Here is a 26,586-nt window from a genome sequence, read left to right on the forward strand (position 1 = left end):
TCCAATAATACTTATTTGGAAGACACTTTTATATCAACAAACTGTATTTGAGAGTTTACTTTACCGTCAGAACTTTTGTATTTAATAATTTCAGGAACAGTATAATTATCAATATTTGTGTATGATATATCAACATCATAAATTTTTGATTTTTTATTATAATAATCAGCACTTTCCACCAAAAGACTATTTTTATTTATTGTGTAGTTTATACTATAGTCCTTGTTTTCACCAACAGCTCTTAATACAACTTCATATTTATCATTATCTTCTTTTAAAGAATCAACAGTAAACTTCTTTGAAAGTGAACTATAACTCTCAGATACAATAGCATAAAATCCAACAGTCTCCAAAGGCTCTTCAAACACAGAAAACATCTTAGCATAAAAACTATCAACATTTTCAAGCACAATGTTTGGTTTAGAGTTTTGTACGAGAGTGAACTTTAATCTGATTTTGTCTTTTGAAGATAGATAATTTTTTGCAGGTATAGTTGATATTTGAGCTTCTACTATTTTGCCTTCTATATATGCATCGAAACGTTTTGGATATATAGTTGTATAATTATCTTTTATTTTGTTATAAAGCTCTTCAAAAGAAATATCTTGAGAATGAAGTAAATTAAAAAAAGATAATAAAAAAAGTAAAGTTATAAAAGTAAAGTATTTTCTCATAGTTTTTTTAATTGTCTTCCTTAAAAGTTATTATCGTAATATATATAATTTGCTTAAACAAAAATAATTATGTTAATTTATATGTTTGCTAGTATCAATAGGAAGCTCTAAAACTCTTGAAGCATTGATTAAAGCATTCTCCATAATATCAGAAACGCTCTCTCCCCTAGCCTCTGCCAAAACTTCTGCGGTATATGGTATAAAGCTAGGTTCATTAGCTCTTCCTCTCATCTTCTGAGGTGTTAAATATGGAGAATCAGTCTCTATTGTAAACATATCTTTAGGAACATATTTAGCCGCTTCTCTTAAAAAATCATTCTTTAAATATGTACAAGAACCAGAAAAAGAAAGTATATATCCCAAATCTAAAGCATTTTTAGCATCTTCCACATTTCCGCTGAAACAATGAAATATTCCTCTTTTTGGTATATCTGCTTCTTTAAGTATGCTAAAAGTATCTTTAAATGCATCTCTGCTGTGAATGAGTATTGGAAGATCAACATTTTTTGCAGCATTGCATAAAGCACTGAAAAATTTCTTCTGCTCCTCTTTGTTGGAATCATCATGATAATAATCTAATCCTATTTCTCCAACAGCATAAATAAGTTTTTTCCTGTTTTCTAAAGTTTTTTTGTTTATAGTTTTTATTTTTAATTCAAAAGCCTTAATAGTATGTTCATCATTTTCATTGGCATAGTCTGGATAATAACCCATACTAAAAAATACGCCTTCAGCATCTGATAATATATATAAACGCTCATCTATATCGCTAGGGTGAACACCTATATCCACAAAATAATATATTCCAGCCTTGTTTGCTCTCTCCAAAACCTCTTTCAAATCTTTAGCCTTCTTAGATATATAAGTAAGATGGCAATGACTATCTATCATAATAACTCCTAATTAATTTTTAAAAATTGTCTTTTAAATTAGCACCAGATAAAACATGAAAATGCAAATGAAATACGCTCTGACCAGCATTCTCTCCGCAATTATTAACTATTCTAAAAGATTCTAAATTATTCTCTTTAGCAACCTCTTTAATAGTATCTAACACTTTTCCCATCAAATCATTATCTATCTCTGTTATATCTTTTAAATGCTTCTTTGGTACAACAAGCAAATGAACATCAGATTTAGGATTTAAATCTTTAAATACAACACAATATTCATTTTCTTTTATAAACTTTGAAGGTATTTCACCTTTAATAATCTTACAAAATATACAATCATTACTCATAGTATAAAACTCCTATATTTATTAATAAGATAGAAAATTATTAATAATTATTACTAATTAGTATTGAAAATTAATTTAATAATATATATAATTATAAAATAAAAACAAAAAAAATAAAAAGGCGGTAATTAATGATAGAGAATGCATCACCAGTTGTTTTAGCACTATTTGGAGGTGGAATTACATTTGCTTTTACAGCACTTGGAGCAGGATTAGTATTTTTCTTTGTATCTGAAATAAAACCTAAACTGCTTGCTACTATGTATGGTTTTGCAGGTGGGGTAATGACTGCTGCTAGTTTTTGGTCTTTGCTTGCACCTTCTATAGAACTATCAGAAAATACTAATTTACCAAATTGGCTTATACCTGTTGGCGGTTTTTTATTTGGTGCATTTTTTATATGGGTATTAGATAAATCGTTACCGCATATGCATATAGTTAATGGTCATGAAGAAACTGAAGGCGCTAAAGTAAAGCTATCAAAAAGTATACTATTATTTTTAGCAATTACATTACACAATATACCAGAAGGTTTGGCAGTTGGTGTAACATTTGGAGCTTTTTCTATAGGAGATAGCGGGGTTAGTTTTAATGCTGCTTTAGCTTTAGCACTTGGTATAGGTCTTCAAAACTTCCCAGAAGGTGCTGCTGTTTCATTACCTCTTAAAAGTACAGGTGTTTCAAAATCAAAATCTTTTTTACTTGGAGCAATATCTGGAATAGTAGAGCCTATTGCTGCTGTGATAGGTGCAATTGCTGTTACTAAACTTACATTAATACTTCCTATAGCATTATCATTTTCTGCAGGTGCTATGATATATGTTGTTATAGAAGAATTGGTTCCAGAAGCTGTTGCAGAAGAGCATAATCACTTTGGAGTATTTGGCTTTATATTTGGTTTTGCTATAATGATGGTTTTAGATGTTGCTTTAGGATAAATACTGAAGTTTTTTAAATTTATCAAAATTTAGTTTTTATATTTTGTTATTATAAAGGAAAATAATATATTTCGTATATGATTCTTTAATGATTACATTTTACCAAAACACATATGCTATATTATATTTTATAAATATTCCAAACATATAAAGTTAAAACTATTGCATTTTCGAGAAGCGTACCCAAATGGTAAAAACTTTGACGAAGCCCACACCGTGAAAGTAAGAAAAAGAACAATAAAATTTTTATTTTTTTTATTATTTGCAGGGCTTTGCCCCCTGCAAAGCGTGCCCTTAGGGTAGCACACCACTTTTTTTGCGACCAAAGGGAGTCCTTCAGGGCGACCGAAGGAAGTGCCGGAGGCGTGACCCAAAGAAGCAAAAAGACTGCATTTTATGAAATATATCTTTTATGTACAGATAAAAATATAAACATTATTTTAGATTTATATATTCCAAAAATATAAAGTTAAAACACTCGCACTTTTTGGTTTTTTAACGAAGTCTGCAAAGCGACTGAAGGGAGCCTTTCAGGGCAACCGTAAGAAGTACCTTTAGGTATGGATGCGAAGGTTGGAAAAAGTTTATAATAAATTTAGAAAAATATAGTTATATATATCACATACTGAAAGATTCACCTAAGTAAATCTTACGTGCCAAAGGATTCGCTATAATCTCTTCTGGGCTTCCTTGAACTAATATTTTACCATTACCCATTATGTATGCCCTATCTGTAATTCTTAAAGTTTCGCGTACATTGTGGTCGGTTATTAATATGCCAAGTCCTTTTTCTTTTAATGAAGCTATTATATTTTGTATGTCAATAACTGCTATAGGGTCAACTCCTGCAAATGGTTCGTCCAATAAAATAAATTTAGGGTTTACAGTTAATGCCCTTGCTATCTCGCATCTTCTTCTCTCACCGCCTGAAAGTGTATATCCTTTTTGTTTCCTTACATGAGTGATATTAAACTCTTCAAGAAGTCTGTCTGTAATATCCATTCTATCCTTTTGAGTTAAAGCATCATTATATTCAAGTATAGAAAGCAAATTATCCTCAACAGAAAGTTTTCTAAAAATAGAAGCTTCTTGCGGTAAATAACCTATACCAAGCTGAGCACGCTGATACATATGAAGCTTAGTAATATCTATATCATTTAAATAAACATTTCCATTAGTAGCTGTAACAAAACCAACAGTAATATAAAAACTAGTTGTCTTTCCTGCCCCATTAGGTCCTAAAAGCCCAACTACTTCGCCTTGCTTTACACTATAAGAAATATTTTCTATTATCTTTCTCTTGCCGTAAAATTTTGTTAAATTGACTGCTCTTATTTCTGAAGGATTTTCTTTATCATAATTAAAAAAATTATCTACTGTAAGTCTATTTGCAGAGGGTATATCCTTATCTTTCTTTTTAAAAATATTTAAAAACTTATGAAACATATACCCTCACTTTATTATTTTATATTTTATTATTGTTCATTAGAAGAAGCAGAATGTTTTTTAGAATCAAAATCTGCCATAATACCGTCAAATGTATAAAGGTCTCTTCCTTCTAATTTTCCATTTCCAAGCATTTTTATTTTGCTTAATATTTCATTAAATAATTCCTCTTCTTCTAGCTGCTCTTGTATAAACCAATCTAAAAACCTTACTGTAATATGGTCTTTACTTTCCATAGCTTTTCCAACTAATTCATTAATACAAGAAGTAACATATTCTTCATGTTTTAATATAGCTTTAAATAAATCTTCTACAGATTTGAATTTACTTTGAGGAGCTTTCATCTCTGTAATAATAGCCTGTCCGCCAACTTTATTAATAAAATCTCTAAACTTTTCAAAGTGAGTTGTTTCTTCTTTAAAATGACCATATAAGAATTGGCTGCATCCTTTCAATCCCTCTTTATCGCACCAGCCTGCCATATTAAAATAAAGACTAGCAGAATAAAGCTCTTTATTTAACTGTTCATTTAATAATTTAATTATATCTTCTTTTATTATAGACATATAATAACTCCTATCATTATATAAATATTGTATAACATTATAACAAATATATCAAGAAAATGTTATTTTTAATTTATAAATGTTGACATCATATTTTTGTATAGTATAATAATAAATATTATACTAATATATATGAGGTGTCTAATATGACAGAATTAACAGATAAGCAAAAGCATATATTAAATTTTTTGCAAAAGTTTATGAATGAAAATGGATATCCTCCAACAGTAAAAGAAATAATGGTTCATTTTAATTTTGCCTCTCCAACAGCTGTAACTACACATTTAACAGCATTAGAAAAAAAAGGTTATGTAAAAAAGACAGGTAAAAGAGCAAGAGGAAGTGTACCTATAAATACAGTAGAAAAAAAAGATAATCTTATAAAAATACCTTTACTTACAAATGAAGTTAAAGCTGGTCTTTTAATGGACGTTTCTGATGAGTCTTATGAGGACTTTTTTCCATTACCAGAATCTATAGCACAAAATAGAAAACAATTTCCTTATGAAAGTAAAAGGAGATTCTATGATAGATGCTCATATAAAAGAAGGAGATATGGTATTAGTTAATCCTTCAAATATAGAGCCTCAAAATGGAGACATTGTAGTAGCCAAAATAGATGATAATGGAGATGAAGAGATAACTATTAAAAGATTTTTTAAAGAAAAAGACTGCATAAAATTGGTTGCTGAAAATAAAGAATATCCTCCTATAATACAAGAAAAAGTTTCTATAGTAGGTAAAGTAGTAGGACTAATAAGATTAAAAATATAAAAAAAGAGACCTCTTTAAAAAGAAGCCTCTTAAAAAACTCTTATAAATATATTTACTTATAAGCGTCCATAGCATCATTAATATTTTCTATAGTTATTGCCTTATATGGAACTCTTACTGCTTTTACTTCATCTAAAGTATAACCAGTACCCTCAAGTACATCTTTATTATTTACAACATTCATAACCATATCAACTATAGCTTTAGCCTGGTCTTTAGGACTTTGTAATACAGTACCAAGTATAGCATTTTTCTTTATCTCTTCTATTACTTCAGGTATAGCATCAACTCCTACTATTGGTATAAATTTATTGCTGTCTCCTATATTATAACCTTCTTTTTGTATAGATTTTAAAGCTCCCAAAGCCATAGCATCATTATTAGAGAAAATAAACTCAATATTATTCTCATGTTTTTTTATCCAAGCGTCCATTAAAGTTTGTGCCTGAAGTATATCCCAATTAGCATTATTCATCTCTAGCTCTTCTAATACAATACCATTTTCTTCTAATATAGCCTTAACTCTCTCTGTTCTTCCTTCAGCATCTGGGTGTCCTTCTTCACCTTTAAGCAAAACATACTGCAATTTGCCGTCTTTGTTTTTATCCAAAGAAGGATTTGAAAGCCAAGAATTTAATACTATATTTCCTTGCATATCGCCAGATTCAACGCTTCTAGTACCAACATACCAAACCTTATCATAACTTAATAAATCATCTTTTTTTGGCTCTTTATTAAAAAATATTACAGGAATGTTTGAAGGTTTTACTTTTTCTATAACCAAATTAGCAGCTAAAGGATCAACTAAATTAATAGCAAGAGCATCAACATTTCTCTGTATAGCAGCCTCTATTTGGTCATATTGCTTAACTTGGTCATTCTCAGCATCAGTCATAGTAAACTTCACATTATCACTCTTTAAGAATGTTTCAATATTCCTTCTCATAAAAGAAATAAAACTATCATCATATCTATATATTGCCACAGCAACATCTATTGACTTATCATTAGACTCATTAACCTTCTTTGATGAACAACTAGACAAAATAGATAAAAATAATAGCAATGAAAAAATAAATTTGTTCATAAAATTACTCCTATTTGTAAAAATATTATTTATAAATTTCAATAGCCCTATCTAAATTAAACATCGTTACAGGTATATAAGGCACAAAAATATATTTATTATTCTCAAAACTCAAAGTTGTGCCGTCTAATGGAGATTTATTATTTATTATATTTAATGAAACCTTAGATAAAACCTCAGCCTGCGTAGAAGGATTTTGCATTACTGTAGCAAATACAGAATAGTTTTTTATCGCTTCTAAATATTCTGGTGTGCCGCCTATTCCTACTATTGGTATATAATTAAGCATTCTGCTGTCATTGTTAAAACCTAATTTCTTAATAGAATCTAAAGCACCTAATGCCATATTATCATCACTAGCAATAATATATTCTATTTTCTGAGAATACTTAGCCATTAATTTATCCATTTCAATAGAAGCAGTTTTTCTATTATCAAAAGCATAAACTTCTGCCAATATATTAAGCTTAATATTATTTTTCTTTAAATAATCTTTCATATATTGAGTTCTATTTTCACTTTCAACACTGTTAGTTCTTCCTTTTATTATTATGCATTGAATCTTTCCATCTTCATTTTTATCCCAATTAGCATGAGACTTCCAACTATCAGCTATCACTCTTCCCTGTGCTGTACCCGCATTCTCGCTGCTTCCTCCAATATACCAAACATTATTATAACTATTAAGAGCTTCTAAATCAGGCTCTCTATTAAAAAATATAATAGGTATATTTCTAACACTAACTTTATTTATTATAGTTTGAGCATAGCTTTCATTTACTAAATTAATAGCTATTAAATTAACTTTCCTATTTAAAAATATTTCTATTTGGTCATTTTGTGTTATTTGACTGTTATGAGAATCTAATATAGTGAGAGAAGCTTTATTTCCAATATTTTTTTCTATATAGCTTTTTAAATATTTTATATAATTATCATCAAATCTATATAAAGCTACCCCTATGCTGCTTTTTTTGTTTTGAGTAAATATTAAAGAAGATGATATAAACAATAAAATAACAAAATTTAATATTCGCCTACCCATAAATACCTCAATTTAATTATAGTTAAATATATTTTCATTGTCAAGATAAATTATTACCAAGTTTCTTTAATTTTTTTGAGTATATCTTCTGTTAATTTAATGGTATTTACATCATTTTCCACAGAGACGAATCTTTTATCTTTACCTAATATACAGTTTGCAAAATGCTCATCTTCCAATTTTAATGGATTATCTCTGTGAATAAATACTCTTTCAATGATTGATTCTTGAGTATAATTAATTCCTATAGAAGTTTTGATTTTACTTTCACTGCTTGCTTGTCTGTGTATTGTAATATCTTGGGTAGCATAATCTAATATAAAATAAGCATCTTCTGTACTTATAGCTAAAGTTCTAATTTTCTCTTGTGTGATTCTGCTTGCACTTATTGTTGCTATAGTTTCATCTTCAAACTCTAATAAAGCACTAGCAATATCTTCATTGTTTGTTCTCACTCTCTTACCGCTTGCTGAAAATCTTATAACAGGCTTTTTTACAAGAGATGTTACTATATCCAAATCATGAATCATTATATCAAATACAACACCAACATCTGTAATACGAGGTGTAAATGGTGCTAATCTTCTTGCTTCTATTAAATAAGGCTTTTCTATTATATGATGAAGTTCTTGAACTGCACCGTTAAATCTTTCAACGTGTCCTACTTGAAGTATTAGATTTTTTTTATTTACTATCTCTTGTAATTCTTTAGCTTGTATATAAGTTTCTGTCATTGGCTTTTCTACCAATACATGTTTGCCTTTTTCTAATGCTTTTTTTGCTATTTCAAAATGATACTTTGTTGGGCTTGCTATTATTACTGCATCCGAATTGTCTATGGCTTCATCTAAACTACTAAATTTATTAATATTATATTTATTAGATACTTCATTAAGATGATTCTCATCAGCATCATATATACCTTTTAAATTAATACTATTTATTTGATTTATAACATTAAGGTGGAATTGTCCCATTCTGCCTACACCTATAAGAGAAATATTTACTTTATCCATTATCATAATATCCTTTTTTAATTACTAAAATTTTATAACTATAAAGATTATAATTATAATACAGCAAAATTCAATAACAAATTAATATTTTATTTAATAATAATTTATTGTATAGTCATCAAATATTTTTATATAGAAAGTTTATAAAAAATAATATATACTAATAAAAAAATTAATTTTAGGAAATATAAAAATAATGGGAAGCGTATTTGGTAATAATTTAAAATTAAGCATATTTGGTGAATCTCACGGAGAGGCTATAGGCTGTGTATTAGACGGATTTCCTTATGGAATAAATATAGATAATAACTTTATAGAAAGCGAAATGGATAGAAGAAGAGCCAAAAACAATAAACTCTCTACAACAAGACAAGAAAGCGATAAAGTTGAAATATTATCAGGAGTTTTGGATAATATAAGCACAGGTATGCCAATAGCTTCTATTATAAAAAACGAAAACAAAAGGAGCGGAGATTATTCTAATTTAAAAGTCTTGCCTAGACCATCGCATAGTGATTATACCGCTATGCTTAGATATGAAGGTTTTAATGATATAAGAGGAGGCGGGCATTTTTCTGGAAGACTTACTGCTCCTTTAGTATTTGCCGGTGCTTTGGCTAAATTGGCCCTTAAAGAAAAGTTTGATATCAACATAGCAGGACATATAAAACAAATATATAATATAAAAGATAAATATCCTAATAATGAGCTTCCAAGTTATGAAGAGTTTATAAAGAACTATAATAAAGAATTGAGCGTATTTGATGATGATGCTATGGAGAAAATGATTAGCACAATAGAGAAAGCTAAGCTTGATATGGACTCTGTAGGAGGAATTATAACAGCGGTTGCTTTTAATGTACCTGCTGGATTTGGAGACCCTTTTTACTCTTCTATAGAAAGCAGAATTGCTTCGTCTATGTTTGCTGTACCTGCGGTAAAAGGTGTGGAGTTTGGACTTGGTTTTGATTTTGTAAACTACAAGGCAAGCGAATGTAACGATGCATACACTATAAAAGAAAGCAACAACATAAAAACTATAGAGACAAAAACTAATAACAATGGCGGAATATTGGGCGGTATTTCTAATGGAATGCCTATAGTTGTAAATGTGGCAATAAAGCCTACTCCGTCAATATCTAAAGAGCAATTAACATTAAACATAGAAACAAAAGAAGAAGAAGCATTAATAATTAAAGGACGCCATGACCCTTGTATTGCTGTGAGAGCTGTTGCGGTTGTGGAGGCAGCACTTGCTATAAGCATACTCGATTTATGTTTAGACATGAAAGGCAGATTAATTTGACAAAACCATATTTTTTAATATACTACTATATAGTATATTAAAAAAGGATTATATATGTGAGGAATAACTTGCTTAATCGGTCTGATTATAGCTGGAATTATTGGTTTAATTGATAAAGTGAAAGGAAAAAAAGAATAACCCCGCAAATTATTTAAAAATAATAAACGGGGCATTTTTTTATTTTTTGAAAATTAATTATGCTGCTTCATAAACTAATTTTCCATCAGAATAAGTTTTTAACACTTTAGTTTTAGTAATATCTGTAGGAGCTATCTCTAATATATTTTGGTCTAATATTATAAAATCAGCTTTCTTTCCCACTTTTATAGAACCCAAAGTATCCTCAGCAAAATTCTGATAAGCTCCATTAATTGTAGCACTGTCCATCATCTGTTCAACAGTTACAATCTGGTCAGCACCAAGTAATGAGTGAGCTTCACCTTCTAAATTCATTCTTGTAGCACCAACTTGTATACCGTCTAAAGGTCTAGGAGGTACTGTTACAGGATAATCGCTAGCAAGAGACACAACACAACCCGCATCAAATAAATCTTTCATAGGATATTCATGCTCTGCCCTCTCTCCCAAATAAGGAAGCTCTAATTCATAATAATATCCATCTTCTTTGAAAAACCAATAAGGATTAGCAACTGCAACTATGTTTAACTCTCCCATTCTTTTTATATCATCTTTATGAACTAACTGTAAATGAGTTATAGCATGTCTTTTATTAGTAGCACCTGTTTGTTTTTGTACATAATCAAGTGCATTTATAGAAAGTCTAGCTGCTGCATCTCCTATAGAATGTATATGTATTTGAAGACCTAATTCCTGAGCTTTCAAACATACTTCATTCATAAAGTCCTGCTCCCATAATCCTACACTTCTAAATCCTGGGTCAGAAGTATAATCTTCAAGTAAATAAGCAGTCTTTCCTTCTACTACACCGTCAGCAAATAATTTTACTGTTGTAAGTTTAAATTTATTTCCATTAGCTTGTTTTTTTAATTCAGCTATTACATTTAAATTTGATATTGGTTCATTTTCTGCTAATACCTGATAACCAGAGAAATAATTTAATTTTAATTCTCCGTTTTTATCTAATTCATTTAAAGCAGAAAATAAATTCTTTCCATCTGTATTCATATTAAGCATAGGATTGAATATAGATGTAACTCCATAAGATAAAGCCTCTTCCTGATAAGATAATATGCCGTTTTTATATTCTTCAATAGTATAATCAGGCAATTTAGACAATATAAGGTCTTGAGCTTTTTCTCTAAATGTTCCAGTAGGCTCTTTGGTAACAGGGTCTCTCTCTATCACTCCGCCTTCAACATCAGGAGTATTAGCATCAACACCCGCAATTTCTAAAGCTTTAGAATTCACCCAAATTGAGTGATAATCCTGTGATGTCAATACTATAGGAATCTCTGTAGAAATCCTATCAAGTACATCTTTAGTTGGACCATTTTTAGGAGTGTATCCATTTCCCCAACCAGAACCCCTTAATATTTTCAAATCCTTATGTTCCGCCACAAAGTTTGAAACTATTTGTTCATAATCTTGCATAGACTTACCGTCATACAATTCAACTTGGTATAATTTACCTATACCGCCTAACTCAGCATGAGCATGAGCTTCAAAAAAACTAGGCATTGCCATACCGCTTTCTAAATTAATAACTTCGGTATTATCACCTATAAACGCTTTTACTCCTTCTTCGTCCCCAACATATTGGTACACACCATCTTTAATAGCAATAGCAGATACTATTTTCTGATTAGTCTCAGAAGTGTATATTGTTCCAGTTATTACAGTATCAGCATAGTTATTTGATTTACTGCAACCGATAACAATAAAAGAGAAAACTAGTAAAATGATTGGTAATAATGTTTTTTTGTTCACTTTTTGTAAACTCCTTTAAAATAAATTTTTTTAAAATAGGAGCATAATTTTATATTAATTTTATACTATATACAATAATGAATATTCAATTTTTTTTGATTTTTATAAAAATAAATTTAATTTTTTTATATTTTTCCATAAAATGAATAATAATTAAGAGATTTCAAAATTATTTTTTTTATTTGAGCTAAAGAAATATTTAATATTAATTTGAATACTTTTCTAATAGCTCATCTATTAATTTAATTTTATCTTTGTTTTTTATATGATAGAACTTACCTATTGTGGTAGGAAAATAATCTTCCTCTTTTAATTTATATATTTTCACTTTGGCAGCTATTACCCAATTAGAAATATTAACTCTATCAATTTCATTTTTATTAAATTTAATATTTAAATTATCAAGAGAATCAGAATCAGTTAAAGCCTCAGCAACGGCAACTGCAGTTAAACCATCAGCTATCATTATTTTAGTACCTTTTAAAAATTTCTTTTCTTTTACTTTATCTGCTCCAGCCTTAACTTCAGCAAATACAATATTATGCTTATAAAATATATCTAAAAGTTTAATCTCTCCATGCTCCCCTCTCCTGCTTCCAAATTTCACATACTGCATATTATATTCTCCTTAAAACTAATAATTCTTCATATTCTCACAAACAAGAAATCTATCCTTACCGCTTAAATCTTTTTTTACTGATACATTTTTTATATCAAGAGAATTGCATATATTAATCAATGCCTCTCCCTGATCATAGCCTATTTCAAAAAAGAAAGCTCCATTATCCTTTAAATATTTTTCTATGATACTTAAAAAACTCTTATAAAAATCAAGCCCGTCTTCCCCTGAATATAATGCATTTTGAGGCTCGAACTCCAAATCTTTTTGAAGAGAATCTTTATCTCTTAAAGGTACATACGGAGCATTTGAAACTATTACATCATATTTATTTTCAGGTATAAAAGTTAAAGCATCAGTATTTACTATATTTATTAGTTTTTCATCTCCCAATATATTTAAAGCATTTTTCTTTATAACTTGAAAAGCTCCTTCGCTTATTTCAATAGCTGTAATATCAATATTTTTATTCTGCTCCAAAAACAACTTTTTTAACGTTATTGCTATGTTTCCGCTTCCGCCTCCAATATCACAAATCGAAATATTATTTTTATCCTTCATATAATCTAATACCAAATCAATAAGCTCTTCAGTTTCTGGTCTTGGTATTAGCACATTATTATCAACATAAAAATTAAATCCGTAAAACTCTTTTTTATTTATAATATAGGAGATAGGTTCATAATTAAGACGCCTATTAATTAATTCTTCTATATTATTAACTTCTTTTTGAGTTAATTCTCTTAATGAATCTGATATTAATTTCATCTTACTTATATTCAAAACATGCATTAAAATGGTTTGTGATTCTATATATGAAATTTTATAATCATTATTTATTTTTTCTAAACACTTAGCGTATTTTATTAAAGCATTATTAATATTCATTTTGCTTGTTCACTCTATTAAACTTCATTGCTAATTAAAATTATATCAAAGTTTATAAATAGTGTCTATATTAATATAGTAATTATTATACCTATTAGTATACAATAATTCTGTTTTAAATAAACTCAGTTAAAAATTACTAGAATTTATAAAAAATTATTGTATAATTTATATGGCTCTTTGTTTTTTTTAAAAAAATTACTATACTATAGATAGGCATATTTTTATAATTTTTTCAAAGTAGTGTTAGGAATTAAAATTTATAAAAAATTAATCGAAAATATATAGTGGTAGTAAGCTTAAAAATTAGAGTAATACAAATACATAAAGGTTGATTTTTATGAAAAAAATGCATAGTTTATCAGTAAAAGTACCAATTATGGTTAGCTCTATTATAGTAGTAACTATATTGGTATTATCTATTATACTTACAATCGCAGCTTCTAGAGGCATAAGAAATGCTACTTTAAATGGTTTTCAAAGTACAGTACAAGGTTATGCATCAACAATAGAATTAGTTTTGCATGAACAGCTTGTTCTTATTGAAACATATTCAAAAAGTGCTACTTTCCAAAATTTTATCACAAATTATAATGACATAGAAACAAGAAATAATTTAGTAAAAGTATTGGAAAACTATAACAATATTAACTATTATTCAACCAATACGGGTATTGCAACTGTTGATGGCACTATATTAATAGATAGTTCTGACCCTAAATTAGTAGGTGTTTCACTTGCTGATATACATCCTGATTTATATCAGAGTATTGTAAAAAACAATTATGATTTTGAGTTTGATAATGTTATAACAAAATCATTATCTACAGGAAAGAATTCTTTAATGCTAATGGGCGGTATAAAAGATGATGTAGGCAATATACTTGGTATATCATATATAAGTCTAGATATGGATAAAGTAAATAACTCATTTATTAAATCTTTACCTCTTCAAGGAAGCGAAAGATTAACAGTAGCAAACCATGATAAAATGGTATTATTATCATCTGATGAAGAGTTTGTTGGGGCTACTTTATCTTCTGTATATGATGTTATAAAAACACAAGATAGCGGTATTATACCGTCTTATAAAAGTGCTAATACAAAAACAGCAAGGACATCTGCATATAATGGCATAACAGGAGTTCCTTGGTCTGTAATACTTGCTAAAAATGATTCTGATATATATAGTCAAATATATACTATAATTTTAGAAGCAATTATTATAGGAGTTATATCTATTATAATAGCTTCTATTTTAGTATTATTATATATTAGAAGCATAACTAATCCTTTACAAAAAATTATTCAAATATCTAAAGAAATATCTAAAGGTGATTTAACAAATACAGAACAAACAATTCATAGAAAAGATGAACTTGGAGAATTAGCTGATTCATTTACTATAATGCGTCAAGAACTTGTAGATATTATAATAAGAGTAAGAGATTCAGTAGAAAAAATTACAAACAGTGCTCATGAACTTTCACAGGGCAGTAATGATTTATCACATAGAACAGAATCTCAAGCAGCAAGCTTGGAAGAGACTGCAAGCTCTATGGAAGAGATGGCTTCTACAATAAAATCTTCTACAGACCAATCAGTACAAGGTAATAGAATGATGGTTGAATCTAGACAGTCTATAGAAAGTGCTGGTGATATTATACTTGAAACTACAAGAAATATAGAAGAAGTTTATGAGGCTAGTACTAAAATTAAAGATATTACAAACATTATTGAAAATATAGCATTCCAAACTAATATACTTGCTTTGAATGCTGCTGTAGAGGCTGCACGTGCTGGAGACCAAGGTAAGGGCTTTGCTGTTGTTGCTTCTGAAGTAAGAAACTTAGCTCAAACTACTCAGTCTTCTGTAAAAGATATTACAAACTTAGTAGACAATGCTTATGACAAAATTAATAAAGCTACAGACTCTGCTAGAACTTCTCAGGAAATATTTAATGACCTTAGAGTAAAAATAGATGAAACAGCTAGAATAATGCAAGATATTAGCTCTACTGCTGTAGAACAACAAACTGGAGTTGATCAGGTTAATAGGGCTGTTGCTGATATGGATAGTGTTACTCAGCAGAATGCTGCTTTGGTAGAGGAATCATATGCAGCTACTATGTCTTTATCTAATCAAGCACAAGAACTTTATGAGGCTATGAAATTCTTTAAAATAGATAAAGACGATAAAATTGATGAATAATTATAAATAGTACAATATCAGTAATAAATGCTCCATAAAGCATTTATTACTGTAAAAATAAAAAATATTTATTTTTTAATAATAGGTGCTTTTATGGAAGTTATTTATCTTTATGCTTTAATTATTTTAGGTGTATTATTTGCCGCATTAGTGCTTCTAAAAACATTGATACTGAATAAAGATAAAGTAAAAAAACCAAAGGCATTAAAAAAACGTATAGAAGAATTAAATAAAAGACTCAAAAAAAATCCATATGATTATGATGCAATAAATCAACTCGCAAACATAGAAGAAGAATTCGGAAGCAAAGAAAAGGCTTTAAATCAATATAAAATGCTTCTAGATGAAAACTTCTTTTCAGATAAAGAAAAAATAGAAATATATAAAAAATTAGAAATCATTTGTGAAGAGTTAGGTGATATACAACAGGCTTTCAAATATACATTAATCATAAATAAAGAAGAACCAGAAAATAAATATTATTATATAAAAATAGCTCATACTCTTGTAGAAGAAGGATACTTTAAATTAGCATATGAATATTATCATAGAGCATTAGTATTAAAAGCTGAATTCTCTATAGATGATTATAAATATGCTGCATTCTCTTCTTTTCAGTTGAAAGATTATAAAAGAACTATTATATATCTAGAAAAGTTGTACAAAAAAATGTGCAAAGATATAAATCAATATAAAACTGATATTGCAAGATTAATGCAGTCTTTGGTTTCAATATACATACTTTCTGATGAAATTAATATTGCTAAATCTTTTATAGAAGAAGCTTTTATATATAAAGCTATAGATAGTGATAATAGACTTTATATGAATAAAATTTATTTGTTTATATTATATAAATTAGATGATAATAAAAAATTCACTGAAATATATAATAAACTAATAGATATGTATAAAATCAATAATGATTCTATAGATTTAGCTGATTTAATATTTGATTATGGATTTTATAGCTATTTCTTAAAAGATATAAAATCTTCTATTAGATATTTTGATACAATAAAAACTTTTAACATAGAATTATATGATGTATTCAATATAAACAATATACTAGAATATTTAAGAAATGTAGAAATAGCTAATTCACAATTAACTAAGCTTTATGAAGAAAAAAAGATATATGATTCAAAATATAAAAATGATAATTTTGAAAACTATATTAGAAAAGAGTATATAGATAATTGGGAAAGAGCTATTAATTTATGGGAAAGTTCTTTTATACATTTAGATTATATATCCAATCTAGTAGAAATAAAAAAAACTATGAATATAGAAGAAGTGCTTAAAGAGTTTAAATTATATGATTTACCAAATTATAACATGCAAGATAATCAAAGACCTTCTATACATTCAAATAAAATTGATAAAATATTTAATTTAAGTTTCTCAGATTTTAAAAAGATTTGTCAAAACATAATATTATCAAAGCTTTCATACACAATAGTACAGGAATATATAGACAGTGCTGATAAAATAAAAGGAGATGAAATAGACTATTTAGCATACAATAATAAAATGGCAAGAGTTGAGCTTACTTTAATATCTTTTAGAAGATGGAATAAAGTAGATATAGGAGAATTAAGCATTAGAGACTTCTTCATGAAAGTACAAGAATCTGGAGCTAAAAATGGAATATTAATTGTTCCTGCTGAATTGACTAAAAGTGCTAGAAGTTATGTTTCTCATAATGAAAGCATTACTGTATATTCTAAACATCAATTTAATAATTTGCTTAAAGGAGAAATATTCTAAAACAATCATTTTTATACTTTTAGGATTTATTTATGGAAAATATTTATATATATATTTTTATATTTCTATTGATGTTATTATTTGTAATAGCTTTATATTTATTTATAAATAATAATATATATAAAAAAAACAATCAATCTGCTAGAAATATTATTGGCGAATTAAATAGAAAATTATTAAAAAACCCAAATGATTATAATACTATTTATAAATTAGCTTTGATAAAAGATGAAAATGGAGATATTCTTGATGCTTTAAAAAAATATGAGTTTCTTATATCTGTTGATTATTTTAATGATAATGAAAAAATTAAAATATATAAAAGAATGGAAAACATATGCACTCAATTAGGATATAAAGAAGAAGTTTTTAAATATGATGTAATTATTACTAATTTGGAACCAAGCAATGTAATTTATTTAATAAAAGTGGCTTATACATTATTTAATGAAAAAAAATATCAATTTGCATGCAATTATTTTAATAAAGTTATTATGTCTAGGAGAGAATTCAATATAGATGAACTTAAAGCAGCTTTATATTCTTATTATAATATAAAAAATTATGAGAAAACAATAACTTTCTTAGAAGACTTAGAAAAAAGAATAAATAAAGATTCCATTAATTTACAAAATGAATTAATAGAAATTAGAAAGACTTTGATATCTATGTATTTATTTACTGATAAACTTCAATATGCTAGTGAATACATAGAACAACTTTTAACAGATGCTAATAATTTAGATAGAAGCTTATTAATTTATTATAATAGAATGTATTTATTTGTATTGCATAAATTAGGAAATAAAAAGAAGTTTAAAGAGATATATAGAAAAATAAAATCGACATTAAAAACTGATGAATTAGAAACTATAAATGAAGAATTAATTTTTGATTTTGGCTTCTACTCTTACTTTTTAGGATATATAGATGAAGCTATAAAATATTTTGAAATAATTAATAAGTTTAATTCTAGTATATTAAAAACATATAAAATAAATGAAGTACTAGGATACTTATATCAAGTTTACAGAGCTAATTTTCAAGTTAATAAAGCAAACCGCAAACTAGATAATATTTATGAACATCAATATTATGAAGATTATGTACAAAAAGAAAACCTTAATGAGTGGGAAAACACTGTAGAGATTTGGGAGAATAGTTTTACTAATTTTGAATATATAAATACTTTAGCACCAAAAAATAATGAAAGCTCTATAGATGTAGATAATATATTATTAAATTTAAAAATTACTCATAACATTAAATTTGACAATAAAACTAGAAGTACTCATAATAACTCTAACAACAATATTGTAGATAAAATATATAATTTAACTTTTAATGATTTTAAAAAACTATGCAGAAATATTATAACAAATAAACTTTCTTATACTATAGTACAAGAGTTTATAGATAACCCTGATGATAATATAGATGAAATAGACTATTTAGCATATGACAGTGAAGTCGGCAAATATAATTTAACATTTATTTCTATTAAACGTTGGCAAAATACTAATATTGGGGAATTAATATTAAGAGATTTTATTGTAAAAGTAAAAGATTCCGGTGCTAAAAGAGGAGTATTAATAGTACCTGTAGAGCTAACAAGCAGTGCAAAAAGTTATGCTGTACATAGTGAAATTGTTACAATTTATTCTAGAAATCAATTAAACAATTTATTAAAGGGTGAAATCTTTTAAATAATTAAGCACTTACATCAACAAACTTAAATTCCTTAACATCAAATAAACCGCTAGTTGTAAGTTTTATTTCAGGTATAACAGGAAGCGCCATAAATGATAAAGTCATAAATGGGTCAATTTCTCTATTAACATTAAGTTCATTGTAAGCAAGTTCATGCATAGAATATATTTTTTTTACTATATCTTTAGGTGCTTCATCTGACATAATTCCTGCTATTTTTAATTGTAATGTATCAAGCACTTTTCCATTTTTTACAATAGTGATTCCTCCTGAACATTTTTCTATTTCTTTTATAGCAAGTATTATATCTTCATCATTATCCCCTACTGCTATTATATTATGCGAGTCATGAGATACACTTGTGGCAATAGCACCGCTTTTTAATTTGTAATTTTCTATTAAGCCTAAACCTATTTTACCAGTAGCCTTATGTCTTTCAACAACAACCAATTTTAATATATCAACACTTTTTCTATATTTAAAATAACCATTTTCAAAACCTACTATCCTTACACTTTTCTCTGTAACTAAATCTTTATTAACTATTCTTATAACATTAGCCTCATCAGATTTTAATTTTATTTGTATATCATTAACTGTAATAGGTGCTATATTTATAGTATTAAAAATATTACTATTATAATTATCTTTTTCTACTTTAAATAAAGCCCTTCCATTTTCTGCAGATAATTTTCCATCTATAAACACTTTATTAGCTTTAAAATCTTTTAAATCATCAAATAAAACAATATCAGCCTTATATCCTGAAGCAACCAAACCTATATTTTTAAGTCTGTAACATTCTGCCGCATTAATAGTAGCCATAGCAATTGCATTAAATACATCAAGTCCATGATCAACTGCTATTTTTAAATTATGAGATATATGTCCATTTTCTATAATATGGTCTAAATGCTTATCATCGGTACACATTGCACATCTTCTAGCATTGCTTTGATTAACTCCCTGTAATAGTGAAGCTAAATTCTGTGCAGCTGAACCTTGTCTTAAAAGCACATACATTCCATTAGCTATTCTCGCCTTCAAATCTTTAGCAGATACGCATTCGTGGTCAGTATAAATACCAGCAGCCCTATAAGCATTTAAAGTTTTTCCTCCAAGCATAACACCATGCCCATCTATAATCTTATCAGCATTAATAGCAGCAACTAATTTTTTAAGTACATCTTTATCAAGAGATAATACACCCGGAGCATTCATCATCTCAGCAAGACCAAATATATCTTCATCATTTATAAACTCTTCTATTACCTTAGAATCAAGTACAGCTCCAGAATCTTCAAAGCCAACAGCAGGCACACATGAAGAAAGCATAAACTTACATTTAAGAGGACTTTTTTTAGCAGAATTAATCATAAACTTGATACCGTCAATACCGCATACATTAGCAATTTCATGAGGGTCTGTTACAATTAAAGTAGTACCAAAAGGAATAACAACTTCTGCAAAATTTGCTGGTGCACATAAAGATGATTCTATATGCACATGCGAATCTATTAAACCACTAGTAGCATAAGAACCTTTAGCATCAATAATTTCTTTTCCATTATAAGAACCAACACCAACAATATAATCATCAACAATAGCAATATCTCCGTCCGTAATCGTTGCTGATATTGGGTCTACCACTTTACAATTTCTTATAACCAAATCAGCCAAAACTTTTCCGCTTGATACTTCAATCATTTTTGATAATTTTTCTATAGTCATGAATAGTCCTTATAATTAATATATATTTAAATATAGTAAATTATAAGTAGATTTTCAAATTTCTTAATTATAATAATTAATATCTATATATTCACAAAAATCTTTTATTAACTCTTCAGTTCTTGATGCTATCTTTTCATCTGACCATGGATTTTCTTTTGAAAGTTCAGGTGTATACATAAATAATTTGTTATTATATATTTTAATTTTTTTATCTATATCATTACTTGCCTGTATGTTAGATCTTTTATCAAGTAATGTTAAATTTCCTAATTTATGTTTAAAATCTTCTGAGCAATTTATCCACTCGTCCTCTTTTGGATTTTGAGGATATATATGCTCTATTGTGGATTTAAGAGGTGTAAAAGCTATATCTATTGTATTTTCTAAAGTTTCTAATAACGGTTTATTAAATAAAAAATACAATAATGCACGTCCCCATTTTAAATTATAAAAATTGGATATTCTTAAAGTATTACAAACTCCTTTAGATAATATTTCTAAAGTTTTAGCATCATGTGTAATAACTCTTGGCTCTAATTTTATAATTTCATCTATAGAATTATTATCAGTTTTTATAACTCTTAAAATAGAAAAATTAAAAGATTTTATTTTTTCTATTGTATAACCATTTACTAGATGCAGCCAATGCCATTTAACTAAAAATTTAGCAATATACATAATATCATCATCACTATATTTTTTAAACTTCATAGTTATAAGTAAAGGAATCCAAGTATATGCATTTTTACCCATTATTAACAAATGTCTCAAGCACCAAATATAAGCATTTCTCATATTCATAATATACTCATAACAAGATATAAAATTCTCAAATTCTATTATAGCATTCCATTTATCTCTATCTTTCCATAACCCTCTAATATTTTCATCGCTTGTACCTTTAATACTATCAGGTTTGTACATAGTGATATAATATTTAAATAAAGATTCTAATGATATACTCAATTCAGATGCTTTATACTCTAAAGATCTCCATTTAGATTCAAAATCTTTATGTCTGCTAACATTTAAATCATACATCATTTCTGCTTTAATAATATCTGTAGAATTTAACTCAAGACCTCTTGTATTTAAAACAGAAAATATTTTTAAAGCACTGCTCCTAGATGAAGTTTCAACTTTGACAAATTCTATATTTGATAAAACAAAACTTATAAATTTTATAATATTAAAATTACTTGAATATTCTTTTTTTAAATCATCATAAAACTCTTTTAATAAATAATAATTTTTATATATCAATATTTTATCATCTTCTTTTTTTTAATTCTTGACTCAATAATAAATCCATTATATAAGATGAATCATTAGACTTTTCAGACATAATTTTGCATATTTCTTTTTTCTTTGCCCATAAACAATTTTTTAAATATGTACTTAATTCAGAAATTGTTTCCTGATCATCTTCTGAATATGAATTAATTTTAGATATGCATTCCTCATTAAGATCTTTTTGTATTATTTTTAAAAATAAAATAAAAGTTGTTAATCTCTGCTGACCATCTATCAAATTATGTTTATTATGATCATTATCATCTACTACGGTTATTACAGAACCAAAAAAATAATTATTATGATAGCCATTTATATATGCATCATATGCTTCAAATATGTCATTTATAAATTCACTTATATTATCCTTTTTCCAAGAATAATCCCTTTGATATAATGGGATTGAAAAATAGAATTCATTGTTAGCTGTATTAGATAATAATTCAATTAAACTTAAATGATATACATTATTTATCATTTTATTATTATTCATTATAATCTCCAAAAATATAAAGCCTAACTATTTTTCATAGCTAGGCTTTATTTATTTAATATATTTTTAATTATTCACTTAAAATTTTTCTCAAAACTTCATTAACAAGTTTAGGGTTACCTTGACCTTTAGTAGCTTTCATTGTTTGACCTACTAAGAATCCGAATGATTTTTCTTTACCTGCTTTGAAGTCTGCTACTGATTTAGGATTTTCTTCTAAAACTTTTCTTATGATTGTTTCAAGCTCACCAGTATCGCTTACTTGTTTAATACCTTTTTTCTCAACTATCGCAGAAGGAGCTTCTCCTGTTTCGCACATATCCTCAAATATCTCTTTAGCTATTTTACCGCTTATAACATTTTCATCTATAAGTTTAAATATTTCAGCAATATGTTCTGGTTTTGGTTTAAAATCTTTTATAGTTTGAAGTTTTTTATTTAAGTAAGCATTAACTTCAACCATAATCCAGTTGCTTATTTTCTTAGGCTGTTTAGGATAAGCTTTTACTGCCGCCTCATAATAATCAGCTAATGCTGCATCTTCTGTTAATACAACTATATCCTGATCTGGCAAATCATAATCTTTTTTAAGTCTTTCACGTTTTTGCTGAGGAAGTTCAGGAAGCTCTTTTTTAGCTTGTTCAATCTCTTCATCTTTAAGAACTAAAAGAGGTATATCTGGGTCTGGGAAATATCTGTAATCTGCAGCACCCTCTTTAGAACGCATACCTTTAGTAGTGTTTTCTTTAGCATCATAAAGTCTAGTTTCTTGTAAGATTTTCTCACCATTGTTTAAAGCTTTAATTTGTCTTTTTATTTCATAGTCAATAGCAAGTCTTACATTTCTAAAACTGTTCATGTTTTTAACTTCAGTTTTAGTTCCAAGTTCTTTACTTCCTTTAGGGCGTATAGAAACGTTAGCATCGCATCTTAAAGAACCTTCTTCCATGTTACAATCAGAAACATCAATATATTTAAATATTTTTTTAAGCTCTGTTAAATATTGATAAGCTTCTTCACCTGTAGAAATATCAGGCTCGCTTACACATTCTATCAAACAACAACCAGCACGGTTTAAGTCTACATAACTTAAAGGTCTTCCAGTATCATCATGCACAAGTTTACCAGCATCTTCTTCCATGTGTATTCTGTTTATTCTTATACTTTTATTGTAAGAAGAACCATCTTCATTAAGTACAGTAATATCAAGATGACCTTCAGTACAAATAGGTTCATCCATTTGAGTAATCTGATAGTAAGAAGGCAAATCTGGGTAGAAATAATGTTTTCTAGCGAATCTGCTTTTCTTTTGAATAGTACAGTTAGTAGCAAGTCCTGCTTTAATAGTTTTATGCACCATTTCTTTATTGACTATAGGCAAAGTACCAGGGTGAGCCTGACATCTTGGACAAGTAAGAGTGTTTGCAGGAGCACCGAAAGTGTTTGGGCATGAACAGAATGCTTTAGTTTTAGTATTAAGCTGAACATGCACTTCTAATCCTATGACTGCTTCATATTCCATATTTATTAATCCTAATTTTAAAATTATTATTTGTTATATTTTATACGAATTTAATTTTTTTTCAATATATTAAAAAATTATTTAGTTTAATTAACTAACTTTCAACAAAATTGACAAAGCATATAATACTGTTATAATTATAAAAATAACGCCAACCTAGCTCAGTTGGTAGAGCAACGCATTCGTAATGCGTGGGTCGTGGGTTCGATTCCCATGGTTGGCTTTTTATTTGTGAAATATTTTTAATAATTAATTTATCAATAATAAACAATATGAAAGAATTTGAACTTATAGAAAAAATAAAACAACTCTCAAACAATTTTAATAAAACTTCAAATATAAATATCGGTGATGACTGTGCTGTGTTAAAAAATCTTAGTGATAAAAAAGATATTCTTGTAACAACAGACATATTAGTTGAAAATATACATTTTAGCCTTAAATATTATTCTTTTTATGATGTTGGTTACAAATCGGCACAAGTTAATATTAGTGATATTATATGTAAGGGTGCTTTTCCTAAGAGTGTGTTTGTATCATTATCTATACCAAAAAATATTACAGAAGAAAATATTTTACAATGGTATGACGGTTTTTTAGAAGCATGCAAACCATACAACATAGAAATTGCTGGAGGAGATACAACTAGTTCAAATAATGATTTTTTTATATCTATAACATTAATCGGTGAAATAGAAAAAAATAAAGCAATACTTAGAAGCACAGCAAAAGACAATGATAATATTTATGTTTTAGGTATTGTTGGTGAAAGTGACTTAGGATTAAAAAAACTATTATCTGGAAACTATAGCTATGATGATGAAAGCGTAAAAACTCATTTAAGACCGCAACTTTTCTTTAATGAGTGGCAAGAGATAATAAAAAAATATAAAATAAACTCTTCTATAGATATTAGTGACGGACTCTTACAAGATTTATCTCATATAGCAGAGAAGTCTAATTTGTATGCTAAAGTATTTGAAGAATCTAATTGGCAAAAGGTTAATAGATTTTTTAACAATAATAACAAAGAAGTATTAAACTCAATACTCACAGGCGGAGAAGATTATGCTGTATTATTTACCACTCAAGATAATATAGAAGAGAAAGATAATCTTATAAAAATAGGTAAAATAACTTCATTAAATCAAGAAAATAGAGTTTTGTTTATAGATAAAAATAACAAAGAAGTAAATTTTAAATACAAAGGATATAATCATAATTAAAATTTACTATTAGCAATTTTATCTAAAGCATATTTTTTATATTTTTCTCTAAGCGTGATAGAAGGTATCCACCAAGCAACAGAAAATACTTTTTTCTTTATAGATTCTATTTTTTCTATATAGATATTATAATCATCATAAGTTTTCATTATATAAACATTATAAGAATAGAAAGCATGTTTTTTTCTATCTATTTCAACATCTAGTTTTTTAATTAAGTTATGACAAAGTTTATAAAACTCATATTTATTATCTGCTTTATAATTATTAAAAGTATGAAGAAGAGAAAAGAAATTATAATAATTACAATCTATTAAAAGTTCTTTTTTATTTTCTTTGTAGTAATTAAAAATATTTTCAAATACTTCTAATATAACTATAGGCATATCATTATCTTTTTTAATATTAGTCATTAAAGATGAACATCTTTGGAAATAATAATATTTAGCATTATTGTTATAATACATTTTAGGATTATTAGCTAAAATTCTATAGAAAAAATCTGCATCCTCAGCTATTCTATAATCAAAAAAACGAATATATTTCTTATATAAAAAATCTTTTTTTAATAATTTATTCCAAACAACAACTAAAGGATATTCAGGAGTATTTTCTTTTTCTTCGGTATTAACATTAAAATTGCTAATACCTTCAATATAAGAGTTGTTAAATTTTTTCTTCCAAATATTCATTCTATTGTGATAATAAGGTTTTATATTGTTAGTGTCTTCATTAACTGTATATATATTATTTGTAAAAACTATATCTGCATCATTTTTTAAAGCAGTACTATACAACTCTTCAATAAAGTTCTCAGATACAAAATCATCAGAATCTATAAAAGAAATATAATCTGACAAACTATTATCAATACCAATATTACGAGAATAACCTATTCCATAATTATTTTTATTATTAATTAGTTTTACTCTGTTGTCTTTATTTATATATTCTTTAATTATACTTTCAGAATTATCAGAAGAGCAATCATTTACACAAATTATCTCTATATCTTTTAATGTTTGATTAATAACACTATCCAAACATTTTTTTAAATATTTTTCTACATTATAAATTGGTATAACAACAGAAACTTTTGGCATTAGAACCATCTCCTTT

24 protein-coding genes and 1 tRNA gene are annotated in these 26,586 nt (G+C 27.1%); 9 read left to right on the top strand and 16 right to left on the bottom strand.

The annotated features are described in order from the left end of the window. Window positions 1-11: 11 nt before the first annotated feature. The 3 genes from BPP43_RS05810 to BPP43_RS05820 form a co-directional block, all read right to left on the bottom strand. Window positions 12-674, bottom strand: a complete 663-nt coding sequence (locus BPP43_RS05810; RefSeq protein WP_015274433.1) for a hypothetical protein — start codon at window positions 672-674, stop codon at window positions 12-14. 72 nt (window positions 675-746) lie between these two features. Beyond that, a complete protein-coding gene (locus tag BPP43_RS05815) occupies window positions 747-1,565 on the bottom strand; it encodes a TatD family hydrolase (protein WP_013244718.1) in 819 nt (272 codons plus the stop codon). Between the two features lie 19 nt (window positions 1,566-1,584). Beyond that, window positions 1,585-1,914: a histidine triad nucleotide-binding protein gene (locus tag BPP43_RS05820; RefSeq protein WP_013244717.1), complete on the bottom strand. Its 330-nt coding sequence runs from the start codon at window positions 1,912-1,914 to the stop codon at window positions 1,585-1,587. Between the two features lie 131 nt (window positions 1,915-2,045). Between BPP43_RS05820 and BPP43_RS05825 the strand changes: the two genes are divergently transcribed. After that, a complete protein-coding gene (locus BPP43_RS05825) occupies window positions 2,046-2,852 on the top strand; it encodes a ZIP family metal transporter (RefSeq protein WP_013244716.1) in 807 nt (268 codons plus the stop codon). Between the two features lie 618 nt (window positions 2,853-3,470). Here the strand turns inward: BPP43_RS05825 and lptB are convergent. Then, window positions 3,471-4,298: an LPS export ABC transporter ATP-binding protein gene (lptB, locus tag BPP43_RS05830; protein WP_013244715.1), complete on the bottom strand. Its 828-nt coding sequence runs from the start codon at window positions 4,296-4,298 to the stop codon at window positions 3,471-3,473. A gap of 29 nt (window positions 4,299-4,327) precedes the next feature. Continuing rightward, a complete protein-coding gene (locus tag BPP43_RS05835; protein ID WP_013244714.1) occupies window positions 4,328-4,864 on the bottom strand; it encodes a ferritin in 537 nt (178 codons plus the stop codon). A gap of 146 nt (window positions 4,865-5,010) precedes the next feature. On the opposite strand from BPP43_RS05835, the gene BPP43_RS05840 reads away from it, so the two are divergent. Together BPP43_RS05840 and BPP43_RS12135 are read left to right on the top strand one after the other, a co-directional pair. Next, window positions 5,011-5,433 carry a LexA family protein gene (locus BPP43_RS05840; protein WP_041752818.1) on the top strand — a complete coding sequence of 141 codons (423 nt, stop codon included), beginning with the start codon at window positions 5,011-5,013 and terminating at the stop codon, window positions 5,431-5,433. Then, window positions 5,390-5,638, top strand: a complete 249-nt coding sequence (locus tag BPP43_RS12135) for a LexA family protein (RefSeq protein ID WP_041752819.1) — start codon at window positions 5,390-5,392, stop codon at window positions 5,636-5,638. The genes BPP43_RS05840 and BPP43_RS12135 overlap by 44 nt, the downstream gene beginning before the upstream one ends. A 52-nt stretch (window positions 5,639-5,690) precedes the next feature. Here the strand turns inward: BPP43_RS12135 and BPP43_RS05850 are convergent, their stop codons facing one another. The 3 genes from BPP43_RS05850 to BPP43_RS05860 are packed head-to-tail and all read right to left on the bottom strand — an operon-like array spanning window position 5,691 to window position 8,786. Beyond that, window positions 5,691-6,725: a galactose ABC transporter substrate-binding protein gene (locus BPP43_RS05850; protein ID WP_015274434.1), complete on the bottom strand. Its 1,035-nt coding sequence runs from the start codon at window positions 6,723-6,725 to the stop codon at window positions 5,691-5,693. Between the two features lie 25 nt (window positions 6,726-6,750). Further along, window positions 6,751-7,770: a galactose ABC transporter substrate-binding protein gene (locus tag BPP43_RS05855; RefSeq protein ID WP_015274435.1), complete on the bottom strand. Its 1,020-nt coding sequence runs from the start codon at window positions 7,768-7,770 to the stop codon at window positions 6,751-6,753. Window positions 7,771-7,823: 53 nt separating this feature from the next. After that, window positions 7,824-8,786 carry a Gfo/Idh/MocA family protein gene (locus tag BPP43_RS05860; protein ID WP_015274436.1) on the bottom strand — a complete coding sequence of 321 codons (963 nt, stop codon included), beginning with the start codon at window positions 8,784-8,786 and terminating at the stop codon, window positions 7,824-7,826. Window positions 8,787-8,982: 196 nt separating this feature from the next. Here BPP43_RS05860 and aroC point away from each other — a divergent pair, with 196 nt between their 5' ends. Then, window positions 8,983-10,092 (top strand): chorismate synthase, encoded by a 1,110-nt coding sequence (gene aroC / locus BPP43_RS05865; protein WP_014935464.1) that lies wholly within the window; start codon window positions 8,983-8,985, stop codon window positions 10,090-10,092. A 195-nt stretch (window positions 10,093-10,287) separates the two neighbouring features. Here the strand turns inward: aroC and BPP43_RS05870 are convergent, their stop codons facing one another. From BPP43_RS05870 to prmC, 3 genes are all read right to left on the bottom strand, one after another. Then, the gene (locus BPP43_RS05870; RefSeq protein ID WP_015274437.1) at window positions 10,288-12,000 is read right to left on the bottom strand and encodes an amidohydrolase; all 1,713 of its coding nucleotides are present in this window, start codon (window positions 11,998-12,000) and stop codon (window positions 10,288-10,290) included. 205 nt (window positions 12,001-12,205) lie between these two features. Further along, window positions 12,206-12,616, bottom strand: coding sequence for a hypothetical protein (locus BPP43_RS05875; RefSeq protein ID WP_013244707.1), 411 nt, complete (start codon window positions 12,614-12,616; stop codon window positions 12,206-12,208). Window positions 12,617-12,634: 18 nt separating this feature from the next. Then, window positions 12,635-13,507 (bottom strand): peptide chain release factor N(5)-glutamine methyltransferase, encoded by an 873-nt coding sequence (gene prmC / locus BPP43_RS05880; RefSeq protein WP_015274438.1) that lies wholly within the window; start codon window positions 13,505-13,507, stop codon window positions 12,635-12,637. 340 nt (window positions 13,508-13,847) lie between these two features. Here prmC and BPP43_RS05885 point away from each other — a divergent pair, with 340 nt between their 5' ends. The 3 genes from BPP43_RS05885 to BPP43_RS05895 all read left to right on the top strand — a co-directional run bounded on the left by BPP43_RS05885 (window position 13,848) and on the right by BPP43_RS05895 (window position 19,195). Further along, window positions 13,848-15,719, top strand: a complete 1,872-nt coding sequence (locus BPP43_RS05885) for a methyl-accepting chemotaxis protein (protein ID WP_015274439.1) — start codon at window positions 13,848-13,850, stop codon at window positions 15,717-15,719. A gap of 93 nt (window positions 15,720-15,812) precedes the next feature. Further along, the gene (locus BPP43_RS05890; protein WP_252832264.1) at window positions 15,813-17,489 is read left to right on the top strand and encodes a tetratricopeptide repeat protein; all 1,677 of its coding nucleotides are present in this window, start codon (window positions 15,813-15,815) and stop codon (window positions 17,487-17,489) included. A 32-nt stretch (window positions 17,490-17,521) separates the two neighbouring features. After that, a complete protein-coding gene (locus BPP43_RS05895) occupies window positions 17,522-19,195 on the top strand; it encodes a restriction endonuclease (protein ID WP_015274441.1) in 1,674 nt (557 codons plus the stop codon). Between the two features lie 4 nt (window positions 19,196-19,199). On the opposite strand, the gene ade is transcribed toward BPP43_RS05895, so the two are convergent. From ade to gatB, 4 genes are all read right to left on the bottom strand, one after another. Beyond that, on the bottom strand, window positions 19,200-20,930 hold the full coding sequence (gene ade, locus BPP43_RS05900) for an adenine deaminase (RefSeq protein ID WP_015274442.1): 1,731 nt from the start codon (window positions 20,928-20,930) through the stop codon (window positions 19,200-19,202). Between the two features lie 63 nt (window positions 20,931-20,993). Further along, window positions 20,994-22,196, bottom strand: a complete 1,203-nt coding sequence (locus tag BPP43_RS05905) for an HNH endonuclease family protein (RefSeq protein ID WP_015274443.1) — start codon at window positions 22,194-22,196, stop codon at window positions 20,994-20,996. A 7-nt stretch (window positions 22,197-22,203) separates the two neighbouring features. Next, a complete protein-coding gene (locus tag BPP43_RS05910) occupies window positions 22,204-22,719 on the bottom strand; it encodes a DUF262 domain-containing protein (protein ID WP_015274444.1) in 516 nt (171 codons plus the stop codon). A gap of 70 nt (window positions 22,720-22,789) precedes the next feature. After that, entirely contained in the window at window positions 22,790-24,241 is a 1,452-nt protein-coding gene (gene gatB, locus BPP43_RS05915; protein ID WP_013244700.1) for an Asp-tRNA(Asn)/Glu-tRNA(Gln) amidotransferase subunit GatB, read from the bottom strand. A gap of 150 nt (window positions 24,242-24,391) precedes the next feature. Between gatB and BPP43_RS05920 the strand changes: the two genes are divergently transcribed. Both BPP43_RS05920 and thiL read left to right on the top strand, forming a co-directional pair. Then, window positions 24,392-24,464, top strand: a tRNA-Thr gene (locus BPP43_RS05920). A gap of 49 nt (window positions 24,465-24,513) precedes the next feature. Then, window positions 24,514-25,467, top strand: coding sequence for a thiamine-phosphate kinase (gene thiL, locus BPP43_RS05925; RefSeq protein WP_015274445.1), 954 nt, complete (start codon window positions 24,514-24,516; stop codon window positions 25,465-25,467). Here the strand turns inward: thiL and BPP43_RS05930 are convergent. Then, entirely contained in the window at window positions 25,464-26,570 is a 1,107-nt protein-coding gene (locus BPP43_RS05930) for a glycosyltransferase family 2 protein (RefSeq protein WP_015274446.1), read from the bottom strand. The genes thiL and BPP43_RS05930 overlap by 4 nt on opposite strands. Window positions 26,571-26,586: the final 16 nt, after the last annotated feature.

It is taken from the genome of Brachyspira pilosicoli P43/6/78 (assembly GCF_000325665.1).
Classification (GTDB): Bacteria; Spirochaetota; Brachyspiria; order Brachyspirales; family Brachyspiraceae; genus Brachyspira; species Brachyspira pilosicoli.